Origin of the sequence: Rhizobium sp. NZLR10 (assembly GCF_019685125.1) — a bacterium.
Classification (GTDB): Bacteria; Pseudomonadota; Alphaproteobacteria; order Rhizobiales; family Rhizobiaceae; genus Rhizobium.
On the sequence record NZ_JABDWE010000001.1, the window covers coordinates 363129 to 383280 of the forward strand.

Consider the following 20152-nt stretch of genomic DNA (forward strand, 5'->3'; position numbering starts at 1 on the left):
AAGGAGTTGAACATGCAGATCGAGCGTTACGAAACCGGAAAGCGAATGAGCCAGGCCGTGACCTATGGCGGCTTCGTCTTCCTCGCAGGGCAGGTCGCAATCGACGCGCCGGGTGCGTCCGTCCGCGAGCAGACGACCAACATCCTGGCGCGGGTCACGCGGCTTCTGGACGGCGCGGGCAGCAATTCGACACGAATCCTCAGCGCAACGATCTGGCTTGCGGATATGTCGAGGTTCGAAGACATGAATGCCGTCTGGGATGCCTGGGTGCCTGCGGGCCATGCGCCGGCGCGCGCCACGGTCGAAGCAAGGCTCGCCGGGCCGGAATTCGCCGTGGAGATCGGCATCGTCGCAGCGATCAGGAACTGACGATCGGCCCCTGCTGGAAGGGACTGCCAACCCCTCGCCCACCTGCATGGCATAACCAGCGCGAGCGCTGAAAAGCGCTTGTCGTCGCGGCTCAACTCGATCGGCCGCCCTGAGCCCCGGGCGCAGTCGGTGAATTCAATGCCTGGCGTGACACCCTTAGTTGCAAAGCCGTGACAGTCGCCGACAACCCTTAAAAGAGCGGGTGAGCAACTTGCCTTTATACCATTTAGTCTTTAAGGACGCCCCAATTTCCAAGGCGCAGGACTGAACGAGCATGTCACATCACGAGAACACGTCTTCGGGGCTCGGTGTCACAGCCGGCGATCTGGATCGCTACTTCACATTTCTCCGCCACGCTCTTGTGAATACGACCGCCACGAGGGCAGCCGGAAAGCCGCTGGATTATGCGGCGGCAGTGACGGAATCCATGCAATTGGCCCGTGCCACGCACGATGCCGGCCGAAAGATCATGTTCATCGGCAACGGCGGCAGCGCGGCAATTGCCAGCCATATGGCGACGGACTACTCGAAAAACGGTGGGCTGCGCGCGATGGCGATGAACGATGGCGCAACGCTGACATGCCTGTCCAACGATCTCGGATATGAGAATGTGTTCGCGACGCAGATCGACATGCACGCGAGCGAAGGTGATCTGCTGGTGGCAATCAGCAGCTCTGGGAGATCGGAAAGCATTACCCGGGCCGTCCGTACGGCACGCGCCAAAGGCTGCGCCATTATGACTTTGAGCGGGTTCGCGCCAGGCAATCCGCTGCGCGACCTGGGTGACCTGAACTTTTATGTCGCTTCCGATCAATATGGTTATGTGGAGATCGCGCATCTGGCGATCTGCCATGCCGTATTGGATTTTTCCTGCGGACTTGTGCCGCCTACCCTTTCTTAAAGAGCCGTTTCACGCGCATGAATTTCCCCCGCATCCACGATCCGGAATTGACGCTTCTGACGCCCGACGATGATGTCGCCAATCCTGAAGTGACGATCCTTGTTCCTTCTCTCAACGAGGAATTGACGATTGGAACCTTCGTCGACTGGTGCCGCGAGGGTATTGCGGCAAGCGGTGCGGCTGTCGAGATCCTCATCGTCGACAGTTCGACCGATCGCACACCCGAAATCGCCCGCGACAGGGGCGCCCGCGTGTTGCGGACACCAAAGCGCGGTTTGGGCAGAGCTTACATCGATGCCATTCCACTCGTGCGCGGCAAGTTCATCATCATGGGCGATGCGGACTGCACCTACGACTTTCGGCAGATAGCGCCGTTTATCGAGGCCTTTCGGAAGGGCTACGACTTCGTGATGGGCTCTCGGTTCAAGGGCTCGATCGAAGACAACGCGATGCCGCCGCTGCATCGCTATTTCGGAACGCCACTGACCACGTGGATCCTCAATCGGATGTTCAGCAGCCGCTTTTCCGACATCCATTGCGGCATGCGGGGCATCAGCGTGGATGCCTTGCTGCGCATGGATCTTCGGTCGCAAGGATGGGAATATGCGTCGGAGATGGTGCTGAAGTCCGTGCATATGGAGCTGCCGACCACCGAAGTGCCGATCCACTTCCTGAAAGATCCGGACGGTCGGCTGAGCCATATGAAGCGGCGGGGTTGGATGGAGCCGTGGCGCGCAGGCTGGCGCAATCTCCAGGCAATGTTCGTCTACGGGTTTGATTTCTTTCTCATCTGGCCGGGCTTCCTGCTTCTGGCCCTCGGCTTGATAATTATGCTGCCCCTGCTCGCCGGGCCTATGTCCATTGCCGGTGTGCGGTTCTCGTCCAATGCCATGCTGTTTTCCATGGCCCTGGCCGTACTTGGTCAATCCATGCTGGTTTCGGCGGCAATCGGACGAGTGATTTTCGACTATTCGGGACGCGCGCAGGCCCGTTTCGAGCGGATTCTGCCTTACAATGCAACGATCTGGGGATCGGTTATCGCCGTTCTGGCAGGTGTTTTGTTGGCGGTTCCGCTCTTCGATTCCTATGTCGGAAACGGATACGTGCTGCCTGAGATCGGCGTCGAGACCAACTGGGCCGTCTTCGGGCTCTGGCTCATCATTACGGCGTTTCAGATCTTTATATCAGGGCTCATGATAAGAGCACTTGGGGTCATGCTGCCCCTCAAGAAGCCTGTGCCTCCTCTCGCGGGATAGGAGCCACGAAAGGGGCGATAATGATCGTAGGCTGGTGCACGGTTCTCTCCATAATTTTATGGGGCCTCGTGGTCGACAGAGGCATCGTTGCTTGGCTCAACCGGCGTTGCGATCAGCCCTTGCGGGACGGTACTGACTTTCTATTCAGCGGTATTCTGCCGTCCCTGGCGATCGCCGGCGGCGCGGCTACCATCCTTGGCGCATTTCACGGGCTGCGATGGGAAATCCTTCTTCCGATCGTGGCTGTCTCGATGATCTGGCGGCGGCGCGATCTCGTCACCGTTCTTCGCGACGTGGGTTCCCTGTTTCGCAAAATCGCCGCTGAACGGAAAAACGGAAACCCGTTTCCGGTGCTTGCGGCTCTCACATGCATCGTACTTTGCTATGTGTGGAGTGTTCTGGCCCTGTTTCCATCGAGCATTGCCGACGTTTGGGTTTTCCACATCCCGCTCGCAAACAGTATCATCGAGCATGCCGGCTTTGTGTCGCCGCAGATCGACCATCCCTTCTACGGCAATATTCCACTTTTCTTCAATGTGCTGTTTGCGCTCGTCATGATGGTCAGCGGTCACTGGACCGGCGCGGCGGTGGTGAATATCGCAATTTTCTTCGGATTTCTGTTCCTGCTTTCAAGCTGTGCCAGTCGTTGGCGGGCATGCGGTTTTTTCCTGGTGGCCGCTCTGATCCTCAGCATCCCGTTCTTCAGGGGGAGTGTCGGCGAACCGATGACGGATCTGGCCCGGTCGTGCTTCTCAGTCGCAGCCGTGCTTTTCCTATGGCGTTATCTGGAAACCCGGCGTCCGGCGGAGCTTTTTCATTGTGCGCTCGTGTTGGGAGGAGCGGTCGGAGGAAAATACACGGAACTGCAAATGGTTGGCCTTATCGGGCTGGCACTGATGCCAACGCTTTTCAAGGGAAGGGTATCGCTGCCGCTTTTTGTGTCATGCCTTTGCGCATTCCTCGCAGTCGCGGGCTACTGGTATGCGAAAAACCTGATCGTTCTCGGCAACCCGATCTATCCTTTCATGTTCGGTCATCCGGGCCTCACCGACGCGTGGATGGCGGATTACATGCTCGAATTGGGCCGGGCCTTCGATCCTGCCAACCGACATTTCGTGACGAACCTCGCAACTCTGCAAGGTTGGCGCGACTTCCTCCATATCCTTTACGACTGGTTCCTCGCTCGCAAACCGAATGCTTTCGTCGCTCTCGCTTTGATACTAGCCGGTCTTGCCGTGGCTTTTCGGCGCATCGCATTTCTCGCAGCGATTGTTGTTGCCATGCTTGTGATATGGTACACTGTTATGTTCAATCACATACGGTGGGCAACGCCAGCCTATCTGCTTTTCTTTTCGACCGGGTTTATCGGCGCCTCCCTGGTGCGGGAACGGCTTGATCAATGGCTCGACCGGCAGGTCCTGCCGCGGATAACCCCGCTCAAGAAAATTGTCTCTTCGCCAGTCTGCATGGTCGCCAGCCCGGTGATCATCAGCGTGCTGGCCGGGGGGCTTTGGATCTGCCATTGGTATCGCGTCGGCGGCAGCGACATCGATCCCGTCAAGGCGAAAGAACTCGACGTCGCGCTTGGGATGATAAGCGTCGACAAATATATGGAGAGCCACCGCGAAGCCTATTTCATGTATCGCTATATCGCGGACCATGACCTGCGGGCGGTTTTTCAACCTTTCGACACCGCCAACACACTTTTGTCCACGGTTTACAACGGCGGCCGCGACGGCGGCTGGCAATTGCCGCGCTACGTGCTGCCTGCGCCGGGTTCGGATATCGGCGCGTTCATCAGGGACAATCATATAGGCTACTTCATCACCACCCCTGACGTCGGCAGCGCGTTCCTCGCCGAACGCCTTGGAGAAGACAAAATGGTGATGGCCAAGACCGTCATATCCCATATGTTGCCCCGCTCCTCCCTGGTACTGACGGATCGGTTCGGCTGGAAACTCTATCGTTTTGATGCGGATCAAGCACCTTGACTATTCCGTCCGCCCAAACCTTGCTTCGCATCGGCATACCGGTCCTGAAAGTGGCCGTCGCGCTCGGCCTCGTCATATGGATCGCACGCAAGGTAGATTTTTCGGAAGGGTGGGCTGCAGTCCAAGCCCTGTCGGCGACAACCATCTGGGTCAGCGTCTTCCTTCTGCTCCTGCAGGCCCTGCTTTCGGCGTGGCGATGGTGCCTTCTATCGGAAATGATAGGGCAAAGGCTGAAAATATCAGGCGCGATGAAACTCTTCATGCAAAGCCTGTTCTATAATCAAGCTCTTCCAAGTCCCATTCCGGGCGATGCCGCTCGCATATTTGGCGCCGTGAAATACGGCCTGACGGTCGGCGAAGCCACGCTTGGTGTCGTCATGGACCGCATGCTCACACTTTTCGGACTGGCGGTCGTTGCACTGATCGGGCTGATCATCATGCGTGCCGCCTACGGGCACGACTTTCCCATCCCCTATCTGACCGAGTTCACCGCGCTCGGCGTCGTCGGAACCACCGCATTGGCCATCGCCTTCGGCTGGCGTCAGCAGCTCTTCATCCGGTTTCTTCCGGCGAGGCTGCACACGCTGAGCGCCGTGTTGCGGGCTTTTATCACGCACCGGAGAATGGTCGGCATATTTCTGTTGACCCTGGTCATTCACGGGTTGAGCGTCGTCTCCTTGGAGATCCTCGTTCTCGGCCTCGGCCTCCCGCTTGGCTGGGGCCAGGCGGCAGCCGCTTTCCCGCCAGTGCTTTTGATCGCGATGGTTCCGATTTCCGTTGGAGGATGGGGCCTGCGGGAAGGCGGCATGATCATTTCACTTGCGGTGTTCGGCATAGGCACGACGGATGCCGCGACGCTATCGGTGGTTTTCGGCCTGTTGCAGCTTGTGGTCGGGTTGGCCGGTGGTGTATTCGTCCTTTCGCGTCCTCATTCGGGAAAGATCAAAGCGCTCTGATGAGCCTTAGCAGATCACATGGAGCTGCCGACATGCATGCCTTGGTAACGGGAGGGGCCGGATTTATCGGCAGCCACCTCTGCGATCGCCTTTTGAAGTTGGGCTATCGGGTAACTGCGATCGACAATCTTCATCTTGGCCGGATGCGGAACATCGACCATCTGATGGGTCGAGCGGATTTTTGTTTCCAGAAGCTGGACATGCTTGATCGGGAGGGCATGGACCAGCTCGTCGCGACGGATCGTCCTGACGCCGTTTTTCATCTCGCCGCCAATTCCGATATTGCCGCAGGCAACGCCAATGCGGAACTCGACCTCCAGCTGAACCAGCTGACGACGACGACGCTGCTTGCCATCATGCGCAAGTATGAGGTCGGCAGGCTTTTTTTCGCCAGCACCTCCGCGGTGTTCGGAGAAGCCGAAGGAAACATTCACGAGAACCACGGCCCTCTGCGGCCGATCTCGCTCTATGGCGCCAGCAAGCTTGCTGCTGAGGCCTATTTGTCCGTCTACGCGCTGTCATTCGGCATCAGGACGCTCGTGCTGCGCTTTCCCAACGTCATTGGGGAACGTTCCACGCACGGCGCAATCTACGACTTCATCAACCGGTTGAAAGCTGATCCGACGAGGCTTCAGGTGCTTGGCAATGGAAGGCAGACCAAGCCTTATCTCTATGTCGGCGACCTCGTAGACGCGATCCTCCTCGCCTGGGACAAGGCGCCCGGTGCCTATGAGGTGTTTCACGCAAGCGGCATCGGCGAAACGTCTGTCCGCGATATCGCCGAAATCGTGGTTTCCAAGGTCGCGGCCGGAGCTGCCATCGAATATGGAAGCGAGGACCGCGGCTGGCTGGGCGACGTGCCGCGCTTCAGCTACGACATAAGCCGGCTCGTAACGCTGGGCTGGTCTCCGAGGCGGAAATCGACAGAAGCCGTTGAACTTGCTGTCGAGCGGATCCTGGCGAATGGGTTCTGAGGACACTATCCGCCAGGCCATTATCATCGCCGGGGGCCTTGGAACGCGCGCTCGCAGTATGACGGGCGATGCCATTCCGAAGGCCCTTTTGCCGCTTGCCGGCGTGCCGATCATTCTGCGGCAGATCCGTATCCTGGCTCGCGAAGGTGTTCAACATGTGCGTGTGCTCGGCGGCCACCTCGGCAGCCAGCTGGAGCCTGCTCTTGCTCCGGAAGCTGAAAAACTCGGCATCAAGGTGGAAGTCTTCGTCGAGAAGTCTCCGCTCGGCACGGCAGGCTGCTTGACGACTTTGGACACGATGGCCGGCGACGTCCTGATCGTCTACGGCGACATGCTTTTCGATATCGATCTGTCGGCACTGGCGCGTCATCGTCAGCAATTTCCTGCCGCTCTGACCATTATTGCTCACCCCAACGATCATCCCCGCACATCCGATCTCGTCGTCCAGAAGAACGGTTATCTTCAGCGCCTTTTGCCCCGCAAAACCCCGCGAGATTCGGATTGGCGGAATCTGGTGCCTGCCGGTTTGTATGTTGCCTCTGAGCAATTTTTCCAGGCGCTCTTGCCGGGCCAAACGGCTGATATGATCCACGACGTCATTCCCGGTCTCCTCGAACGCTCCGTTCCGATCGCAATTTATGACACGCCGGAATATATGAAGGATACCGGGTCGCCGAACCGGCACGCTGCCGCGGAGGATGACCTCCGGCAGGAACGGGTTCATGCGGCGCATCTGTCCGTGCGCAGGCCCGCGGTTTTCTTCGATTGCGACGGCGTGCTCAACGAAGATGTCGGAGGCCATGGCGTCATTCATCCCGACCAGGTGAAGCTGATCGACCGGGCAGGCGAAGCGGTGCAGCTCGCCCGTGACGCAGGTTTCCTGACGGTTGCAGTCACGAACAGGCCGCAGGTCGCCAAAGGCTTTCTGGATGAGCCGGGCCTGGATCATGTTCTTGGTCATCTGGAAGCTGAGCTTGCCGAGGAAGGCGGCGTCCTGGACCGTATTTACTTTTGTCCGCACCATCCGGACAAAGGATTTCCCCATGAAGTCGCGGCGCTCAAGATCGATTGCGGCTGCCGCAAACCGGGCGATCTGATGATCCGCCAGGCAATGACGGAACTGCCGATCGAAAAAGAGAAATCCGTCATCATCGGAGATAGCCTGCGCGACATAGGCGCGGGCCGCAAGGCAGGCATCTGGGCTTACGGCGTTCGGACAGGCTATGGCCTGCGCGATGGCAAGAGCTATCCTGCCGCGGAGGCTGATATTCCACGCGCGGATCTCATCTTCGACACGGTCTATGACGCCGTTCGCTTTCAATGCAGTTATCAGGATATCGGCCACGAGCTGTCCGGAGCCATTCATCAACGTCTTTCAAATGGCGCCGGCCCGCTGCTCGTCGGCATATGCGGTCGTTCCCGCTCCGGGAAAAGCACGCTTGCGCATGCGGTCGAGCGTCTGCTCTCGGAAGCAGGACGCCGGGTAGCGAGGCTGGAGCTTGATCGCTGGATACTGCCGCTCGAACATCGGCGCCCTGATATGAACGCGGAAGAACGCAACCGGGTCGAACTCTATCCCGAGATCATCAGCATGCTGCGCCAGTCGGGACGGGTCGAAGCGCCCGGTTACGAAGCGACAAGCCGCGGTCAGCGTAAGCACACGACCATCTATGACGCGCGCGATGCCGACGTCATTCTCCTGGACGGCATCTTTGCCGGACATGCGTCAATCCGCGACGATGTCGATATGGCTGTCTTTGTCGAGGCTTCGCAGCAGACATTGCTCAACCGCTTTCACAAGTTCTACGCCTGGAAAGGCCTCACGCCAGCTTCCGCCGAAGGACTCTGGGTGTCGCGCATTCAGGAGGAGTGGCCGAAGATCGATCTGCAGCGGGCAGCGGCCGATATCGTCATCAATTTCGAGGAGGCAATCCTTTGATCGTTTCATCCGCACCTTTTCGGGTCAGCTTTGCCGGTGGCGGCTCGGACATAGCGTCCTATTACCGCCGTCAGGCGGGCGCGGTGTTGTCCTGCGCGATCGCCAAGTACAGCTTCGTGATCGTGCACAACTACTTCAATGAAAACAAATATCATCTGAAATATACGCGCACCGAGCTTGCCGGCACGCTCGAGGATATCGCGCATCCGCTGCTGCGTGAGGCTCTGCGGATGCATCGGGTCGAGCCCGGGATCGAAGTCGCCTCCGTCGCCGACATTCCCTCCGGGACCGGCCTTGGATCATCCAGCTCCTTTTCCGTGGCGCTGATCAACGCGCTCTATGCCCACAGGTCGCGCTTTGCCTCCAAGGACCAGTTGGCGGAAGAAGCCTGCAAGCTCGAAATCGATATCCTGAAGGAGCCGATCGGCAAACAGGACCAATACGCAGCCGCGCATGGCGGCTTGAACTTCATCGAATTCAATTCCAATGGCAGCGTGAATGTTCAACCCGTCGTTCTCAGCTCCGAAAAGATGGCTGAGCTCGAGAGCAACATCCTCCTGTTTTTCACCGGAAGTCAGCGCGATACGCGTTCGGTGCTGTCGACGCAGGTGCAAGCCATGGAAGCGGACGAAGAAAAATTCCGGACCGTCGAGCGCATGGTGCAGTTGGCTTACGAAATGCGCGACATCCTGATGGATGGGGATCTCGGCGCCTTCGGCGAAGCGCTGCATCGCGGATGGATGATGAAAAGATCGCTGACGTCGAAGATTACCAACAGCGCGATCGACGAGTTTTACGATGCGGCCCGCGCTGCCGGTGCCATTGGCGGCAAGCTGGCAGGTGCCGGCGGAGGGGGATTTCTCGTCCTCTATTGCCCGAAAGACCGCCAGGAAAAAGTCCGCCAAGCGCTGTCGCATCTCAAGGAAATCGAGTTTCGCTTCGACTGGAGCGGCGCGCGCATCGCCTTTGCACAATAGAGGCTGTAAATGGCACCGCGTCTCATCATCACCGGATCGACCGGCTATATCGGCGCAAGACTGGTAGCGATGGCGCGCGAGCGCGGCTTCGAGGTGATTGAACTGGGCCGGCGGTCCGGAGCCAAGTGGCGCATCGGTGACGAGCCTGCTGCCTCCGAGCTGGAAGGGGCGGTTGGAATAGTCCATCTCGCCCATGCCTGGGCCACCGAGCCGCAGGCAGCCGAGGAAGACAACATCAATATATTGGGCACCGAGAAATTGGCGGAAGCGGCAAAGGCAGCCGGCGTGCCGCGTTTCGTTTTTTCCTCTACCACCTCGTCCAGGCAGGAAGCGCTCAACGTTTACGGCCGCACCAAGTTCAGGATCGAACAGCATTTGGCTGCCAGCCCTGCAGCGCCGATCGTTCGGGTTGCGCGAATAGGGCTCGTCTATGGCGGACCACGGACCGCCATGTACGGACTGATGGCCAAGTTGGCCGCTTTAAGTCCGGTTCTGCCAATGATAGGGCTCGGCCGCGAGGTCCAGCCCATTCATCTCGACGAAGTCGCTGAAGGCCTGCTGGCGCTGGCGACCCAAGAGAACCAGCCGCCGCAAACATTCGTGCTTGCGCAGGAAAAACCGATGAGCTTTGCTGCCTGGCTCAGAGTGCTTCGTCGCAGTCAGGGCAAGGGAAATCTCCATTTCATACCGGTTCCCCTGACCGCTGCACTCTTTGCCTGCCACATGACGAAACTCGTGCCGTTGATCCCAGCGGTCGATCCGGAGCGCGTCCTGGGGCTTGCGGGTGCCGCACCCATGGAAAGCGGGGAGAGCCTCAGGCTTCTGAACTTGAACTTGAATGACCCGATGACTGCGCTTGCTGGCGAATTCGGCCAAACAGGCGAGGAGCGATCGCGGAGTGAAGCGCGGGCTCTGCTGCAATATCTCGACGCAACAGCCACGGAAATGCAACTCCAGCGGCTTTGCGAAGGGCTTCGGCGCGAAGGGCTGTCGCCGCTCGGTCTTTCCACGACGGTGATCAGGCATCCGCGCCTGCTGGCGCTCTTCGAGCCGTCGGCCAATCGGACGCAGCATCGCCTCGCGCGAGCCCTCTACCTGGCTGACCTCGCGAGCGAACCGGAGAGGCATGCAGGCCACAAGGCCGGGTTTTTCGGCGCAGCATTGACCATCGCCAGCGATGTCCTGCTCTTTCCGCTCCGCGCGCTTTTGGCCGGGAAATATCGATGAATGCGCCCGACGCCGACTTCATCATCATCGGCAGCGGTCCTGCGGGCGTCTCCGCTGCGTTTCCGCTGATAGCGGCCGGCCGTCGAGTTCTGATGCTGGATGCCGGCGATGACGCCGGATCGCAGGAGGAAAACCGCAGCGTCCGCGTCCTGGGAAGCGATCTGGAATCGCTGCGTGCCGACGATGGCAGCTCGCCGAAACTGCAAACCCCTGCGTCACGCGGGATTCTCGAACGGTTCAAACGCGTGTCCGGAATCTCAGGCGTTGGCTTCAACCCGATTGGCAGCCTCGCGCGCGGCGGGCTCTCCAATATCTGGGGTGCGCAAGTCAGCTATCTCGACGCTAGGGATATCGCGGATTGGCCGATCGACCTCGCTTCCCTGCAGAACTCTTACGAGCGGGTATCCCAACGCATCGGGATAAGCAGCAATGCCGATGTTACGATCCACGCCAACGGCCGGGCCAGCCTACCGCTTGGTGCGACAGCCGTCCATGTTCTTCGTCGACACGAGGCCGCACAGCCGGCGGATCGGTCGTTTCGGCTATTTCCCGCCGTCAATGCCATACTCTCCAAAGCGCAGCCTGGACGTGCGGCATGCGATCTGCGCGGCGACTGTCTCTACGGTTGCCCGAGCGGTGCGATCTATAACAGCAGGCAGGACCTGCTTGCGTTGCGCAGATCACCGCATTTTCGTTTGCTCGACAACATGCGGGCCGTCTCGTTGACACGCGGCTCGGGCTGGACGGTCGAAACGGCGGATGGATCGTCATTTTCCGCACCGCGGATCATTCTTGCCGCAGGGGTGCTGGGAACGGCCGCCCTGCTCACCGATCTCCTGCCGATTGGCGAGGAGGGATTGCGTCTCCTGAACAGTCCCACGCTGGCTATTCCTCTGCTCTCTCCCGCGAGATTGCTGCGTTCGGCGACGCCGACGCACAGCCTTGCGCAGCTCGGATTGTCTCTGCGCTATGGCGATAGCCCATCCGATTACGTGACGGGAGCGGTCTATGAAGTCGGCTCCCTGCCGGCGCAGAGTTTCGTCAACAGGATGCCGCTCGGCCGAAAGGCCGGGCGAGCCGCGTTCGAACTTATTGCCGGAAGCCTCCTCGTCGCGACGATCTACTATCCCGGCGATCAAAGCCGGAGCTACATTCATCGCGAGGTAACGGCGAAAAAAGGACTGACGGTCCGCGGCGGTTTCGCGGAAGGTTTCGACATCCGCGCCGAGGCTTTGAAAAACGCGCTTCGCCGTGAATGGAAACGGTTGGGGCTCATTCAGCTCCCGGGCGCATCGCTGGCGGAGCCGGGTATCGACGCCCATTTCGCCGGCACTCTGCCTATGGGCGAAGCCGGGCCATTTGGCACCTCCTCGGACGGCGAACTGAACCTCCATCCGGGTCTCTACGTCGTCGACGGCTCCATTCTTCCCGATCTGTCTTCGAAATACGTCACGATGACGATCATGGCCAATGCCGATCGCATCGCCCACCGTCTCGCCGAAATGGAAGCAGCCTCGGCGCTCTGAAATCCGCTGCCTCTTCAAGCTCTCAATTGCGGCAATGCCTCACCGGCCAATGATAGAAGCGGCTCGTAGTCGGCTTCGGAAAGCACGGCAAAATCGGTGAGGCCGAGTATTGCGCGCGTCGCTGTCAGCGATGGCTCGCTGATGGCGGCGTCGAGCGCATTTCGCAGCAGAAGGACCCTGTCGTCCGAGGCATCGCCCGAGGTGATGAATGGCAGGCCTGGACCTTTGGGCGTTTCGGCGATGATGCGGACCCCTTCAATCTGGCCGGGATCGAAGCGGCGAATATTGGCGTAGGTGATGCAATCGATCGCCGCGCTGTCCGCCCTGCCCTCGAGGACGGCGGCGATGCTGCCGCCGTGGCTGCCGGTTTCGATGATCCGGTCGAAGAAGCGACCGTCGCGGGCAAGCGGAGCCACGGCGGCGCGAAAGAGATTGCTGCCGGAATTGCTGTCAGGACTGTTGATCGCAGCCGTGGTGCCGCGCAAATCCTCAAGCGAGCGAAGCGAAGAATCTTTGCGGACGACGATGAAGCTGCGCATCAACGGGCCGTCGCAGCCGGGATGGTCATACACCGGCGTCGCCACCAGGCGAACCCTGCCGCGCAGGCGCCTGGCAAAGGGATAGCCGCATGTCTGCGAGAGGAGAAGGTCGGGCCTCAACCAGGCTTCGTCATAGGGCACCGTCTGGTCGAGCACCTCGGGCAGATCCGTCAGCCCGGCTTGTAAGAGATAATGTCGGAGGAATGACCAGAGTTCGGCCGTCGCATCCGCAAGCGGCGGGGATGTGAGATACATGGCAATGCTGACGAGGTGCATGCTGGGTCTTTCTTTGCGGCAAGGCGCAAATGACGACCAAGGTCAGGCAATGCCGCCCAGGCATACATACTTAAGTTCGGTATATTCGTCCAACCCGTGCCTGGAGCCTTCGCGACCGAGACCCGACATCTTGACGCCGCCGAACGGCGCCTCGGCGGTGGAGACGAGACCGGTATTGACGCCGACCATCCCATATTCGAGCGCTTCGGCGACGCGGAATACCCGCGACAGATCGCGCGCGTAGAAATACGAAGCAAGCCCGTATTCGGTGTCGTTTGCCTGTTCGATGACGTCTTGCTCGTCGCGAAACCGAAAGAGCGGCGCAAGAGGCCCGAAGGTTTCCTCGCGGGCGACCTGCATGCCGGCAGCGACATCGCGCAGAATGGTCGGTTCGAAGAAAAGGCCGCCGAGTGGGTGACGTTTGCCGCCTGAAACGAGTGCTGCACCCTTTGCGACGGCATCGCTGATATGCGTCTCGATCTTGGCGACAGCATTTTCGTCGATGAGCGGGCCAAGCACGACGTCGCGCTCCAGGCCGTTGCCGACCTTCAGCGCCGAAACGGCGGTCGCGAGCTTGGCGGCAAAGGCCTCGTAGACGCCGTCCTGGACATAGAGCCGGTTGGCGCAGACGCAGGTCTGGCCATTGTTGCGGAACTTGGCGATGATTGCGCCTTCGACCGCAGCGTCGAGATCGGCATCATCGAAGACGATGAAGGGTGCATTGCCGCCAAGCTCGAGGCCGAGCTTTTTGATCGTCGGCGCGCATTGCCGGTAAAGCAGCTCGCCCGTCCGCGTGGAGCCGGTGAACGTCAGGACCCTGATGTCACGGCTTGCCGTCAGGACCCCACCAATTGCCGCTGCGTCACCCGTGACGATGTTGAGCAGGCCAGCCGGCAGGCCGGCGCGCTCGGCGAGAATGGCGATGGCGATCGCCGAGAACGGCGTCTGCGGCGCCGGCTTGAGAACGACGGCGCAGCCGGCGGCGAGTGCGGGGCCGACCTTGCGGGTGATCATTGCGTTCGGAAAGTTCCAGGGCGTGATGGCGGCCACCACTCCAGCCGGCTGACGCAGGACGAGAATGCGCTTGTCCGGTTGGTGCCCCGGTATGGTCTCGCCGTTGATGCGTCTTGCCTCTTCGGCGAACCATTCGATAAAGCTCGCGCCATAGGTGATCTCCCCCTTGGCCTCAGCGAGCGGTTTTCCCTGCTCCAGCGTCAGGATCATCGCCAGATCGTCGCGGTTTTCGATCATCAGACGATGCCAAGCCTTGAGAACGGCGGCGCGTTCGCCGGCGGTCTTCTTCGCCCAAAGCTTCTGGGCAATGACGGCAGCTCGAATGGCCTCCTCCGTTTCCGCGGCCCCGAGGTCGGGGACCGCGCCCAGCTTCTCGCCTGTCGCCGGATTGCGGACGGTCGTCGCCGGACGGCCTTCCGCTTCGATCCAGCGGTCGGCGACCGGGCATGCTTGACGGAAAAGCGAGGGATCACTGAGTTTCATAGGACGACTTTCAACAGAAGACGTGAGCGGCACCCGGATCGAATTCCAGATGCACCGTGTCTCCACGGCTGAGCCCGGTGATCGCTTCGTGACCGAACGGCAGGCGAACCGCCAGCGCCTCGCCCCTCGCCGTTTCTGTGGAGACGTGGATATTGTTGCCGAGGAAGGTAATGTCGCTGACGGTGGCGGCGAGACCCGCTCCCGCTTGGGCGCGCGACAGCCGAATGCGCTCCGGCCTCAGCATCAAGGCTGCTTTTGTGCCGGCAGTCCCTTTTCCATGCACCGGAATGCTGTTGAAGACGGTGCCGCCGCCAAGGGAAATTGTGGCCTGCCCGTGGGAGGACGTCAGCAGGTCGCAGGAAATGAAGTCGCTGTCGCCGATGAATTCGGCGACGAAGCGGGTCTTAGGATTGGCGTAGAGTTCAGGGCCTGTGCCGATCTGGTCGATGACGCCCTTGGAAAAGACGGCGATGCGGTCGGAGAGCCGCAGGGCCTCCTCCTGGTCGTGGGTGACGTAGAGGATCGTCACTTCGGTCTGCTGGTGGATACGGCGGATCTCGTGCTGGATTTCCTCGCGCAGCTTCTTGTCGAGCGCCGACAGCGGCTCGTCCATCAAAAGCACCGGCGGATCATAGGCAAGAGCTCTGGCAAGGGCGACACGCTGTTGCTGGCCGCCGGACATCTGCGCCGGCTTGCGGTCCTCGAAGCCCTCGAGCCGGACAAGGCGCAGCATCTCCTTCACCTTGCTGTCGACCTCGGCCTTGGACTTGCGCCTGACCTTCAGCGGAAATGCGATGTTTTCGCCCACCGTCAGATGCGGAAACAGGGTGTAACGCTGGAAAACCATGCCGATATTGCGCTTGTGCGACGGCGTGGCGAGCAGGGTCTTGCCCTCGAGCGTAATGTCGCCTTTCGTCGGATTATCAAATCCCGCCAGAATGTAGAGCGTCGTGCTCTTGCCGGATCCGGACGGTCCGAGAAAGGTGAGGAACTCCCCGCGCCGAACGTCGAGCGTGACGTCGTGCACGGCGACCACGGGGCCGTATTCCTTGCGTATTCCGCGGATCTGAAGGAATGGTTCGTTCATTGTTTCAGTACCTTACGCACGACGGCAACCAAAGCCATCAAGATGATCGTCAAAAGGATGAGAAGGGTCGACGCGGCTGCGACAACAGGCGTCAGGTCTTGCCGCAGCGTCGCCCATACCTTCACGGGCAGCGTCTGCAGGGTTGGGCTGGACATGAAGATCGCCACCACCACCTCGTCCCAGGATGTCAGGAAGGAGAAGACGGCCGCCGAAAACAGCCCATGGCTGATCGCGGGAAGGGTGACCCTGATTTTTGCCTCAAGGGGCGAGGCGCCACAGAGCACCGCCGCATCCTCGATCGACTTGTCGAAACCTTCAAGCGCACTCGATATCGACAGGATCGAGAAGGGCAGCGCGAGCACGAGGTGCGAAATGACAAAGCCCGTCAAGGTGCCGCCAAGGCCGATCCTGAGAAAGAAGGCGTAGAGGGCGACCGCGAGAACCACGACGGGCAGGATCATCGGCGTCAGGAACAGCGCTTTCAGCGCATCGCGGAACATGAACGAACCACGCACCAGTCCGAAGGACGTCACAAGCCCGAGCAGCACCGACAGAACGGTGACGATGACCGCGATCTTCAAGCTCGTCAAAGCCGATTCCAGCCAGCGCGGATCGGCGAAAAGCTCGCCGTACCATTGAAGCGTCCAGCCCGGCGGCGGAAAGATCAGCCACTGCGACGAGCCGAAGGACAGTGCTGCGATAAAGATGATCGGCATCAGCAGAAAGGCCGCGGTCAGAAGCGTTATGCCGAGAAGGGCGTATTTCCACCAGCCGAGACGGTCGAAATTGAGCAACATATCAACGTCCCCCCGGATTCTGGTTGCCGAAGAATTGCAGCTGTACGGTATAAAGCGACAGGGTCACCACCAGCAGGACCAGCGCCGCAGCACCCCCCATTCCCCAGTTGACCAGCGACTGCACGAATTGCGCGATCAATTCGGCGAGCATCATGTTGGCGGTGCCGCCGAGAAGCGACGGCGTGACGAAATAGCCAAGCGACATGACGAAGACCATCAGTGCGCCGGCCGCCATGCCGGGCGTCGCCAACGGCAGGAGAACACGGGTCAGGCACTGCCACCGATTGGCGCCGCAAAGTGCCGCCGCCTGTAGCGTCGACGGGTCGATCTTCTTGATCACGCCATAGAGCGGCAGGATGATGAAAGGCAGCATGATATAGGTCATGCCGATCGTCACGCCCGTCAGATTGTTGACCAGCGCCAGCGGCTGGTCGATCAGGCCCATTCCCATCAGCATCTTGTTGATCAGCCCGGTCCGCTGCAGGAGCACCATCCAGGCATAGGTGCGGGCCAAAAGGTTGGTCCACATCGACAGGAGCAGGATCGCAAAAATCACCGACGTCAGCCGTCCCGGCATGATCGCCAGCGCCCAGGCGACGGGAAAACCGATCGCGAGCGAAATCACCGTGACGAGACCCGAGACGATGAAAGTATTGGCGAAAATCTTGAGATAGGTCGCAGACCCGATCAGCTGCGCATAGTTTCCCAGACCCGGCACGGGTTCCAGCACGCTTCGCAACAGGAGTATCGCCACCGGCACGATGAAAAAGATGCTCACAAAGGCGAAAGCCGGAACGACCCCGCTAAAACCTGTTGGCCTGCGGACCTTTGGCAAGGGCGTAATTACGCCGGAGAGATCGCTATACGTCGACATGACAGTCCTTCCCACCCGTCAATTTCCGCAGGCGCCGAGGTGCAATCGATTTCGCACCGGCGCTGCGCGGGACACGGCGAACCTTCGCCGTGCCCGTTGATCTCAAGTTTCAGCTTATTTCGCCTGCCAAGCGTACCACTTCTCGCCGATGGCATCGCGATTATCGGCCCAGTAGCTCATATCGGCGTTGACCTGGCTTGCCGTCTGCTGGTCCGGCAGGGTCTTTGCCGTTTCCGGATCCATCAGCTTGGCCGAGTCAAGGTTGATCGGCGCATACCCGGTGGCTTTTGCGAGGGCGGCCTGCGGTTCGGCCGAGGTGGCCAGTGCAATGAACTTCATCGAAGCTTCGACATTCGGCGAACCCTTCGGCACGACGAGTGCATCGGCGGCGGTGATGTTCTGTTCCCAGGAGGTTTCCACCTTGATGCCGGTCGCGGCAAGCGCCGTCATGCGGCCGTTCCAGACGCTGCCGAAGGGCGCTTCGGCCGATGCCAGCAGCTGCTGCGACTGTGCGCCGCCCGACCACCAGATGATGTCCGATTTGATCGTATCGAGCTTCTTGAAGGCGCGGTCGAGATCGAGCGGATAAAGCTTGTCGGCAGGCACGCCGTCGGCAAGTAGCGCGGCTTCGATCACGCCGGGAGCCGACCACTTGTAGAATGTGCGCTTGCCGGGAAACTTGGCCGTGTCGAACAGGTCGGCCCATGTCTTCGGGCAGGCTTTGACGGCATCGACATTGCAGCCGATGACGAAGGAATAATAGAAGCTGCCGACCGAATAGTCGGTGACGAAACGCGGATCGAGCTTGGATTTGTCGATGACGGAGAAGTCGAGCTTCTCGAGCTGGCCGGTCTTGCCGGCCTGGGCGGCATAATCGCCTTCGACGTCGACGACGTCCCAGGTGACTTCGCCGGCCTCGACCATGGCCTTGAGCTTGCCGTAGTCGGTCGGGCCGTCCTGCACGACGGTGATGCCGGTCTTTTCGGTGAAGGGGCTTGCCCATGCCGCCTTCTGGGCATCCTGGGTCGTTCCGCCCCAGCTCGAGAAGACCATGTTGTCGGCGTGTGCCGGCGCGGAGACGGCCACGAATGCGGCAACCGCCGCGAATGCAAATGTCGTTTTCATGTTCCCTTATCCCTGTTTTGGTTTGTCCTACGGGTATGCGTTATGTCGTCAGTGCGCGTTGCTCCTGGGAGAAAAGCTTGCTGGCTTCATAATCTTGTTTTCCGCCACCTCGATGAGGTCGCGAATCTTGGGCAGAAAGGCCTGCCACCGGGGATCGGCCAGAAGCCGCTGGCGTCTCGCCTCTCTGTCATCCAGGCTTGTAAACGCCCAGATGTGGACGATCTCGTTGATCGTGCCGATCTCCGAGAAGAAGTAACCGACCAGCGTGCCAAGATGGCTCTTCTGGATCTCGATCCCCTCTTCCTCGACGACCTTGAGATATTGCGGGATCGTTCCGTTCTTCAGCCGATAGGTGCGGATTTCGTAAAACATCGGCGTCACCTCATCACGAAGGGATCGGGGATCGGATCGTCCGAGGTCCTCAGCCAGATCGTCTTGGTCCGGGTATAATCGAGAGCCGCGGCCATGCCGCCTTCCCTGCCGTGGCCCGACAGGCCGAAGCCGCCGAACGGCGCGATCGGCGATACGGCTCGGTAGGTGTTGACCCAGACGATGCCGGCGCGGAGCCCCTTCATCAGCCGGTGCGCCCGGGTGAGGTTCTGGGTGAAGACGCCGGAGGCCAGGCCGTAGCGGGTGTCGTTGGCAAGCCTCAGCGCCTCCGCCTCGGTCTCGAAGGAGACGACGGAGAGAACCGGCCCGAAGAATTCCTCGATCAGCGAGGGCGAGGCGACATCGTCGCAGTCGAGGATCGTCGGTTGGAAGTAATAACCTTCGCCATCGATCTTGCGTCCGCCCGTGACGAGATGGGCGCCGCTTTCGATCGATCTCTCAACGAGGGCGCCGATATTGTCCTGCTGGCGCTTGGTGGCAAGCGGGCCGACTTCGGTCGCCATATCGAGCGGCGCGCCGATCCGGATCGCCTCTGCCTTCTCCCGCAGCAGGGCGACGAACTTGTCCTTGACGCTGCGTTCGACGATCAGTCGCGATCCGGCCACGCAGCTCTGCCCGGTCGCAGCGAAAATGCCCGCAACCTGGGCGTTGGCCGCACTTTCGAGGTCGGCGTCGGCAAAGACGATGAAGGGGGACTTGCCGCCGAGTTCAAGCGAAGTGGAGGCGAGGTTTTCGGCCGAGTTGCGAACGACGTGCCGGGCGGTTTCAGGACCACCGGTGAAGGCGACATGTGCGACCTTCGGGTGACGGCCGAGGGCGGCCCCACAGGAGGAGCCGAAACCGGTGATGATGTTGACGACACCGGCGGGAAAGCCCGCCTCATGCACCAGGCGTGCAAATTCGAGAAGCGGCGCCGGCCCGTCTTCCGAGGCCTTGACCACCATCGTGCAACCGGCGGCGAGCGCCGGGCCGATCTTGACCGCGGACAGGAAGAGCTGGCTGTTCCAGGGCACCACCATCGCAACGACACCGATCGGCTCGCGGCGAAGCCAGACGTCCATATCCGGCTTGTCGATCGGCAGGTAGGCGCCTTCGATCTTGTCTGCGATGCCGGCATAATAACGATAATATTCGGCGACATAAGCGATCTGCGCGGATGTCTCGCGGATGATCTTGCCGGTGTCCCGCGTCTCCAGTTCCGCCAGGATCTGGGCGTTGGCGGCAACCAGGTCTGCCAGCTTGTAGAGCAGCTTGCCGCGTTGGGTGGCCGTCAGTTTCGCCCACGGGCCGTCATAAAGCGCCTTGTCGGCAGCATTCACAGCCCGATCGACATCCCCTTCGCGGGCTTCGGGCATATCGGCCCAGACCGCGCCGGTCGCCGGATCGATGCTCGGATAGGAAGCCTCGCCGTCCGAGAATTCGCCATCGATATAGTGCTGAAAACGCCGCAT

At 60.4% G+C, this 20152-nt stretch carries 19 protein-coding genes; 10 read left to right on the forward strand and 9 right to left on the reverse strand.

Annotated elements, in window-relative coordinates; all coding sequences use genetic code 11:
- Positions 1-12 precede the first annotated feature (12 nt).
- The 5 genes from HJB82_RS01670 to HJB82_RS01690 all read left to right on the forward strand — a co-directional run bounded on the left by HJB82_RS01670 (position 13) and on the right by HJB82_RS01690 (position 5473).
- On the forward strand, positions 13-369 hold the full coding sequence (locus HJB82_RS01670; RefSeq protein WP_221114992.1) for a RidA family protein: 357 nt from the start codon (positions 13-15) through the stop codon (positions 367-369).
- 274 nt (positions 370-643) lie between these two features.
- Positions 644-1270, forward strand: coding sequence for an SIS domain-containing protein (locus tag HJB82_RS01675; protein ID WP_221114993.1), 627 nt, complete (start codon positions 644-646; stop codon positions 1268-1270).
- Between the two features lie 17 nt (positions 1271-1287).
- The gene (locus HJB82_RS01680) at positions 1288-2526 is read left to right on the forward strand and encodes a glycosyltransferase family 2 protein (RefSeq protein ID WP_221114994.1); all 1239 of its coding nucleotides are present in this window, start codon (positions 1288-1290) and stop codon (positions 2524-2526) included.
- 20 nt (positions 2527-2546) lie between these two features.
- Positions 2547-4517, forward strand: a complete 1971-nt coding sequence (locus HJB82_RS01685) for a hypothetical protein (RefSeq protein ID WP_221139452.1) — start codon at positions 2547-2549, stop codon at positions 4515-4517.
- On the forward strand, positions 4514-5473 hold the full coding sequence (locus HJB82_RS01690) for a lysylphosphatidylglycerol synthase transmembrane domain-containing protein (protein WP_221139453.1): 960 nt from the start codon (positions 4514-4516) through the stop codon (positions 5471-5473). The genes HJB82_RS01685 and HJB82_RS01690 overlap by 4 nt, the downstream gene beginning before the upstream one ends.
- A 14-nt stretch (positions 5474-5487) precedes the next feature.
- Here HJB82_RS01690 and HJB82_RS31455 read toward each other — a convergent pair whose 3' ends face one another.
- The gene (locus HJB82_RS31455) at positions 5488-5634 is read right to left on the reverse strand and encodes a hypothetical protein (protein WP_259673910.1); all 147 of its coding nucleotides are present in this window, start codon (positions 5632-5634) and stop codon (positions 5488-5490) included.
- Here HJB82_RS31455 and HJB82_RS01695 point away from each other — a divergent pair.
- From HJB82_RS01695 to HJB82_RS01715, 5 genes are read left to right on the forward strand one after another with little or no spacing between them, the layout of a single operon-like run.
- Complete coding sequence (locus tag HJB82_RS01695) at positions 5566-6447, forward strand: NAD-dependent epimerase/dehydratase family protein (protein WP_259673900.1); 882 nt, start codon at positions 5566-5568, stop codon at positions 6445-6447. The genes HJB82_RS31455 and HJB82_RS01695 overlap by 69 nt on opposite strands.
- The gene (locus tag HJB82_RS01700) at positions 6437-8386 is read left to right on the forward strand and encodes an HAD-IIIA family hydrolase (protein WP_221139455.1); all 1950 of its coding nucleotides are present in this window, start codon (positions 6437-6439) and stop codon (positions 8384-8386) included. The genes HJB82_RS01695 and HJB82_RS01700 overlap by 11 nt, the downstream gene beginning before the upstream one ends.
- The gene (locus HJB82_RS01705; protein WP_221139456.1) at positions 8383-9363 is read left to right on the forward strand and encodes a GHMP kinase; all 981 of its coding nucleotides are present in this window, start codon (positions 8383-8385) and stop codon (positions 9361-9363) included. The genes HJB82_RS01700 and HJB82_RS01705 overlap by 4 nt, the downstream gene beginning before the upstream one ends.
- A 9-nt stretch (positions 9364-9372) precedes the next feature.
- Positions 9373-10590, forward strand: a complete 1218-nt coding sequence (locus HJB82_RS01710; RefSeq protein WP_221115000.1) for an NAD(P)-dependent oxidoreductase — start codon at positions 9373-9375, stop codon at positions 10588-10590.
- The gene (locus tag HJB82_RS01715) at positions 10587-12116 is read left to right on the forward strand and encodes an FAD-dependent oxidoreductase (RefSeq protein ID WP_221139457.1); all 1530 of its coding nucleotides are present in this window, start codon (positions 10587-10589) and stop codon (positions 12114-12116) included. The genes HJB82_RS01710 and HJB82_RS01715 overlap by 4 nt, the downstream gene beginning before the upstream one ends.
- 14 nt (positions 12117-12130) lie before the next feature.
- Here HJB82_RS01715 and HJB82_RS01720 read toward each other — a convergent pair whose 3' ends face one another.
- From HJB82_RS01720 to HJB82_RS01755, 8 genes are all read right to left on the reverse strand, one after another.
- A complete protein-coding gene (locus tag HJB82_RS01720; RefSeq protein WP_207584851.1) occupies positions 12131-12931 on the reverse strand; it encodes a phosphate/phosphite/phosphonate ABC transporter substrate-binding protein in 801 nt (266 codons plus the stop codon).
- A 42-nt stretch (positions 12932-12973) separates the two neighbouring features.
- Positions 12974-14428, reverse strand: coding sequence for an NAD-dependent succinate-semialdehyde dehydrogenase (locus HJB82_RS01725; RefSeq protein WP_221115002.1), 1455 nt, complete (start codon positions 14426-14428; stop codon positions 12974-12976).
- Between the two features lie 10 nt (positions 14429-14438).
- Entirely contained in the window at positions 14439-15515 is a 1077-nt protein-coding gene (locus HJB82_RS01730; protein ID WP_221115003.1) for an ABC transporter ATP-binding protein, read from the reverse strand.
- On the reverse strand, positions 15512-16312 hold the full coding sequence (locus HJB82_RS01735; protein WP_221139458.1) for an ABC transporter permease: 801 nt from the start codon (positions 16310-16312) through the stop codon (positions 15512-15514). The genes HJB82_RS01730 and HJB82_RS01735 overlap by 4 nt, the downstream gene beginning before the upstream one ends.
- 1 nt (position 16313) lies before the next feature.
- Positions 16314-17186: an ABC transporter permease gene (locus HJB82_RS01740; RefSeq protein WP_221139459.1), complete on the reverse strand. Its 873-nt coding sequence runs from the start codon at positions 17184-17186 to the stop codon at positions 16314-16316.
- 114 nt (positions 17187-17300) lie between these two features.
- Complete coding sequence (locus tag HJB82_RS01745) at positions 17301-18311, reverse strand: ABC transporter substrate-binding protein (protein WP_221131400.1); 1011 nt, start codon at positions 18309-18311, stop codon at positions 17301-17303.
- A gap of 48 nt (positions 18312-18359) precedes the next feature.
- Positions 18360-18683: an NIPSNAP family protein gene (locus HJB82_RS01750; protein WP_207584847.1), complete on the reverse strand. Its 324-nt coding sequence runs from the start codon at positions 18681-18683 to the stop codon at positions 18360-18362.
- Positions 18684-18688: 5 nt separating this feature from the next.
- A complete protein-coding gene (locus tag HJB82_RS01755) occupies positions 18689-20152 on the reverse strand; it encodes an aldehyde dehydrogenase (RefSeq protein WP_221131401.1) in 1464 nt (487 codons plus the stop codon).

Bases quoted from the DNA above. Each gene is read 5' to 3' on its own strand.
- HJB82_RS01670 (WP_221114992.1), top strand. From the start codon at position 13: ATGCAGATCGAGCGTTACGAAACCGGAAAGCGAATGAGCCAGGCCGTG.
- HJB82_RS01675 (WP_221114993.1), top strand. From the start codon at position 644: ATGTCACATCACGAGAACACGTCTTCGGGGCTCGGTGTCACAGCCGGC.
- HJB82_RS01680 (WP_221114994.1), top strand. From the start codon at position 1,288: ATGAATTTCCCCCGCATCCACGATCCGGAATTGACGCTTCTGACGCCC.
- HJB82_RS01685 (WP_221139452.1), top strand. From the start codon at position 2,547: ATGATCGTAGGCTGGTGCACGGTTCTCTCCATAATTTTATGGGGCCTC.
- HJB82_RS31455 (WP_259673910.1), bottom strand. From the start codon at position 5,634: ATGGTCGATGTTCCGCATCCGGCCAAGATGAAGATTGTCGATCGCAGT.
- HJB82_RS01700 (WP_221139455.1), top strand. From the start codon at position 6,437: ATGGGTTCTGAGGACACTATCCGCCAGGCCATTATCATCGCCGGGGGC.
- HJB82_RS01710 (WP_221115000.1), top strand. From the start codon at position 9,373: ATGGCACCGCGTCTCATCATCACCGGATCGACCGGCTATATCGGCGCA.
- HJB82_RS01715 (WP_221139457.1), top strand. From the start codon at position 10,587: ATGAATGCGCCCGACGCCGACTTCATCATCATCGGCAGCGGTCCTGCG.
- HJB82_RS01720 (WP_207584851.1), bottom strand. From the start codon at position 12,931: ATGCACCTCGTCAGCATTGCCATGTATCTCACATCCCCGCCGCTTGCG.
- HJB82_RS01725 (WP_221115002.1), bottom strand. From the start codon at position 14,428: ATGAAACTCAGTGATCCCTCGCTTTTCCGTCAAGCATGCCCGGTCGCC.
- HJB82_RS01730 (WP_221115003.1), bottom strand. From the start codon at position 15,515: ATGAACGAACCATTCCTTCAGATCCGCGGAATACGCAAGGAATACGGC.
- HJB82_RS01735 (WP_221139458.1), bottom strand. From the start codon at position 16,312: ATGTTGCTCAATTTCGACCGTCTCGGCTGGTGGAAATACGCCCTTCTC.
- HJB82_RS01740 (WP_221139459.1), bottom strand. From the start codon at position 17,186: ATGTCGACGTATAGCGATCTCTCCGGCGTAATTACGCCCTTGCCAAAG.
- HJB82_RS01745 (WP_221131400.1), bottom strand. From the start codon at position 18,311: ATGAAAACGACATTTGCATTCGCGGCGGTTGCCGCATTCGTGGCCGTC.
- HJB82_RS01750 (WP_207584847.1), bottom strand. From the start codon at position 18,683: ATGTTTTACGAAATCCGCACCTATCGGCTGAAGAACGGAACGATCCCG.
- HJB82_RS01755 (WP_221131401.1), bottom strand. From the start codon at position 20,152: ATGCGGCGTTTTCAGCACTATATCGATGGCGAATTCTCGGACGGCGAG.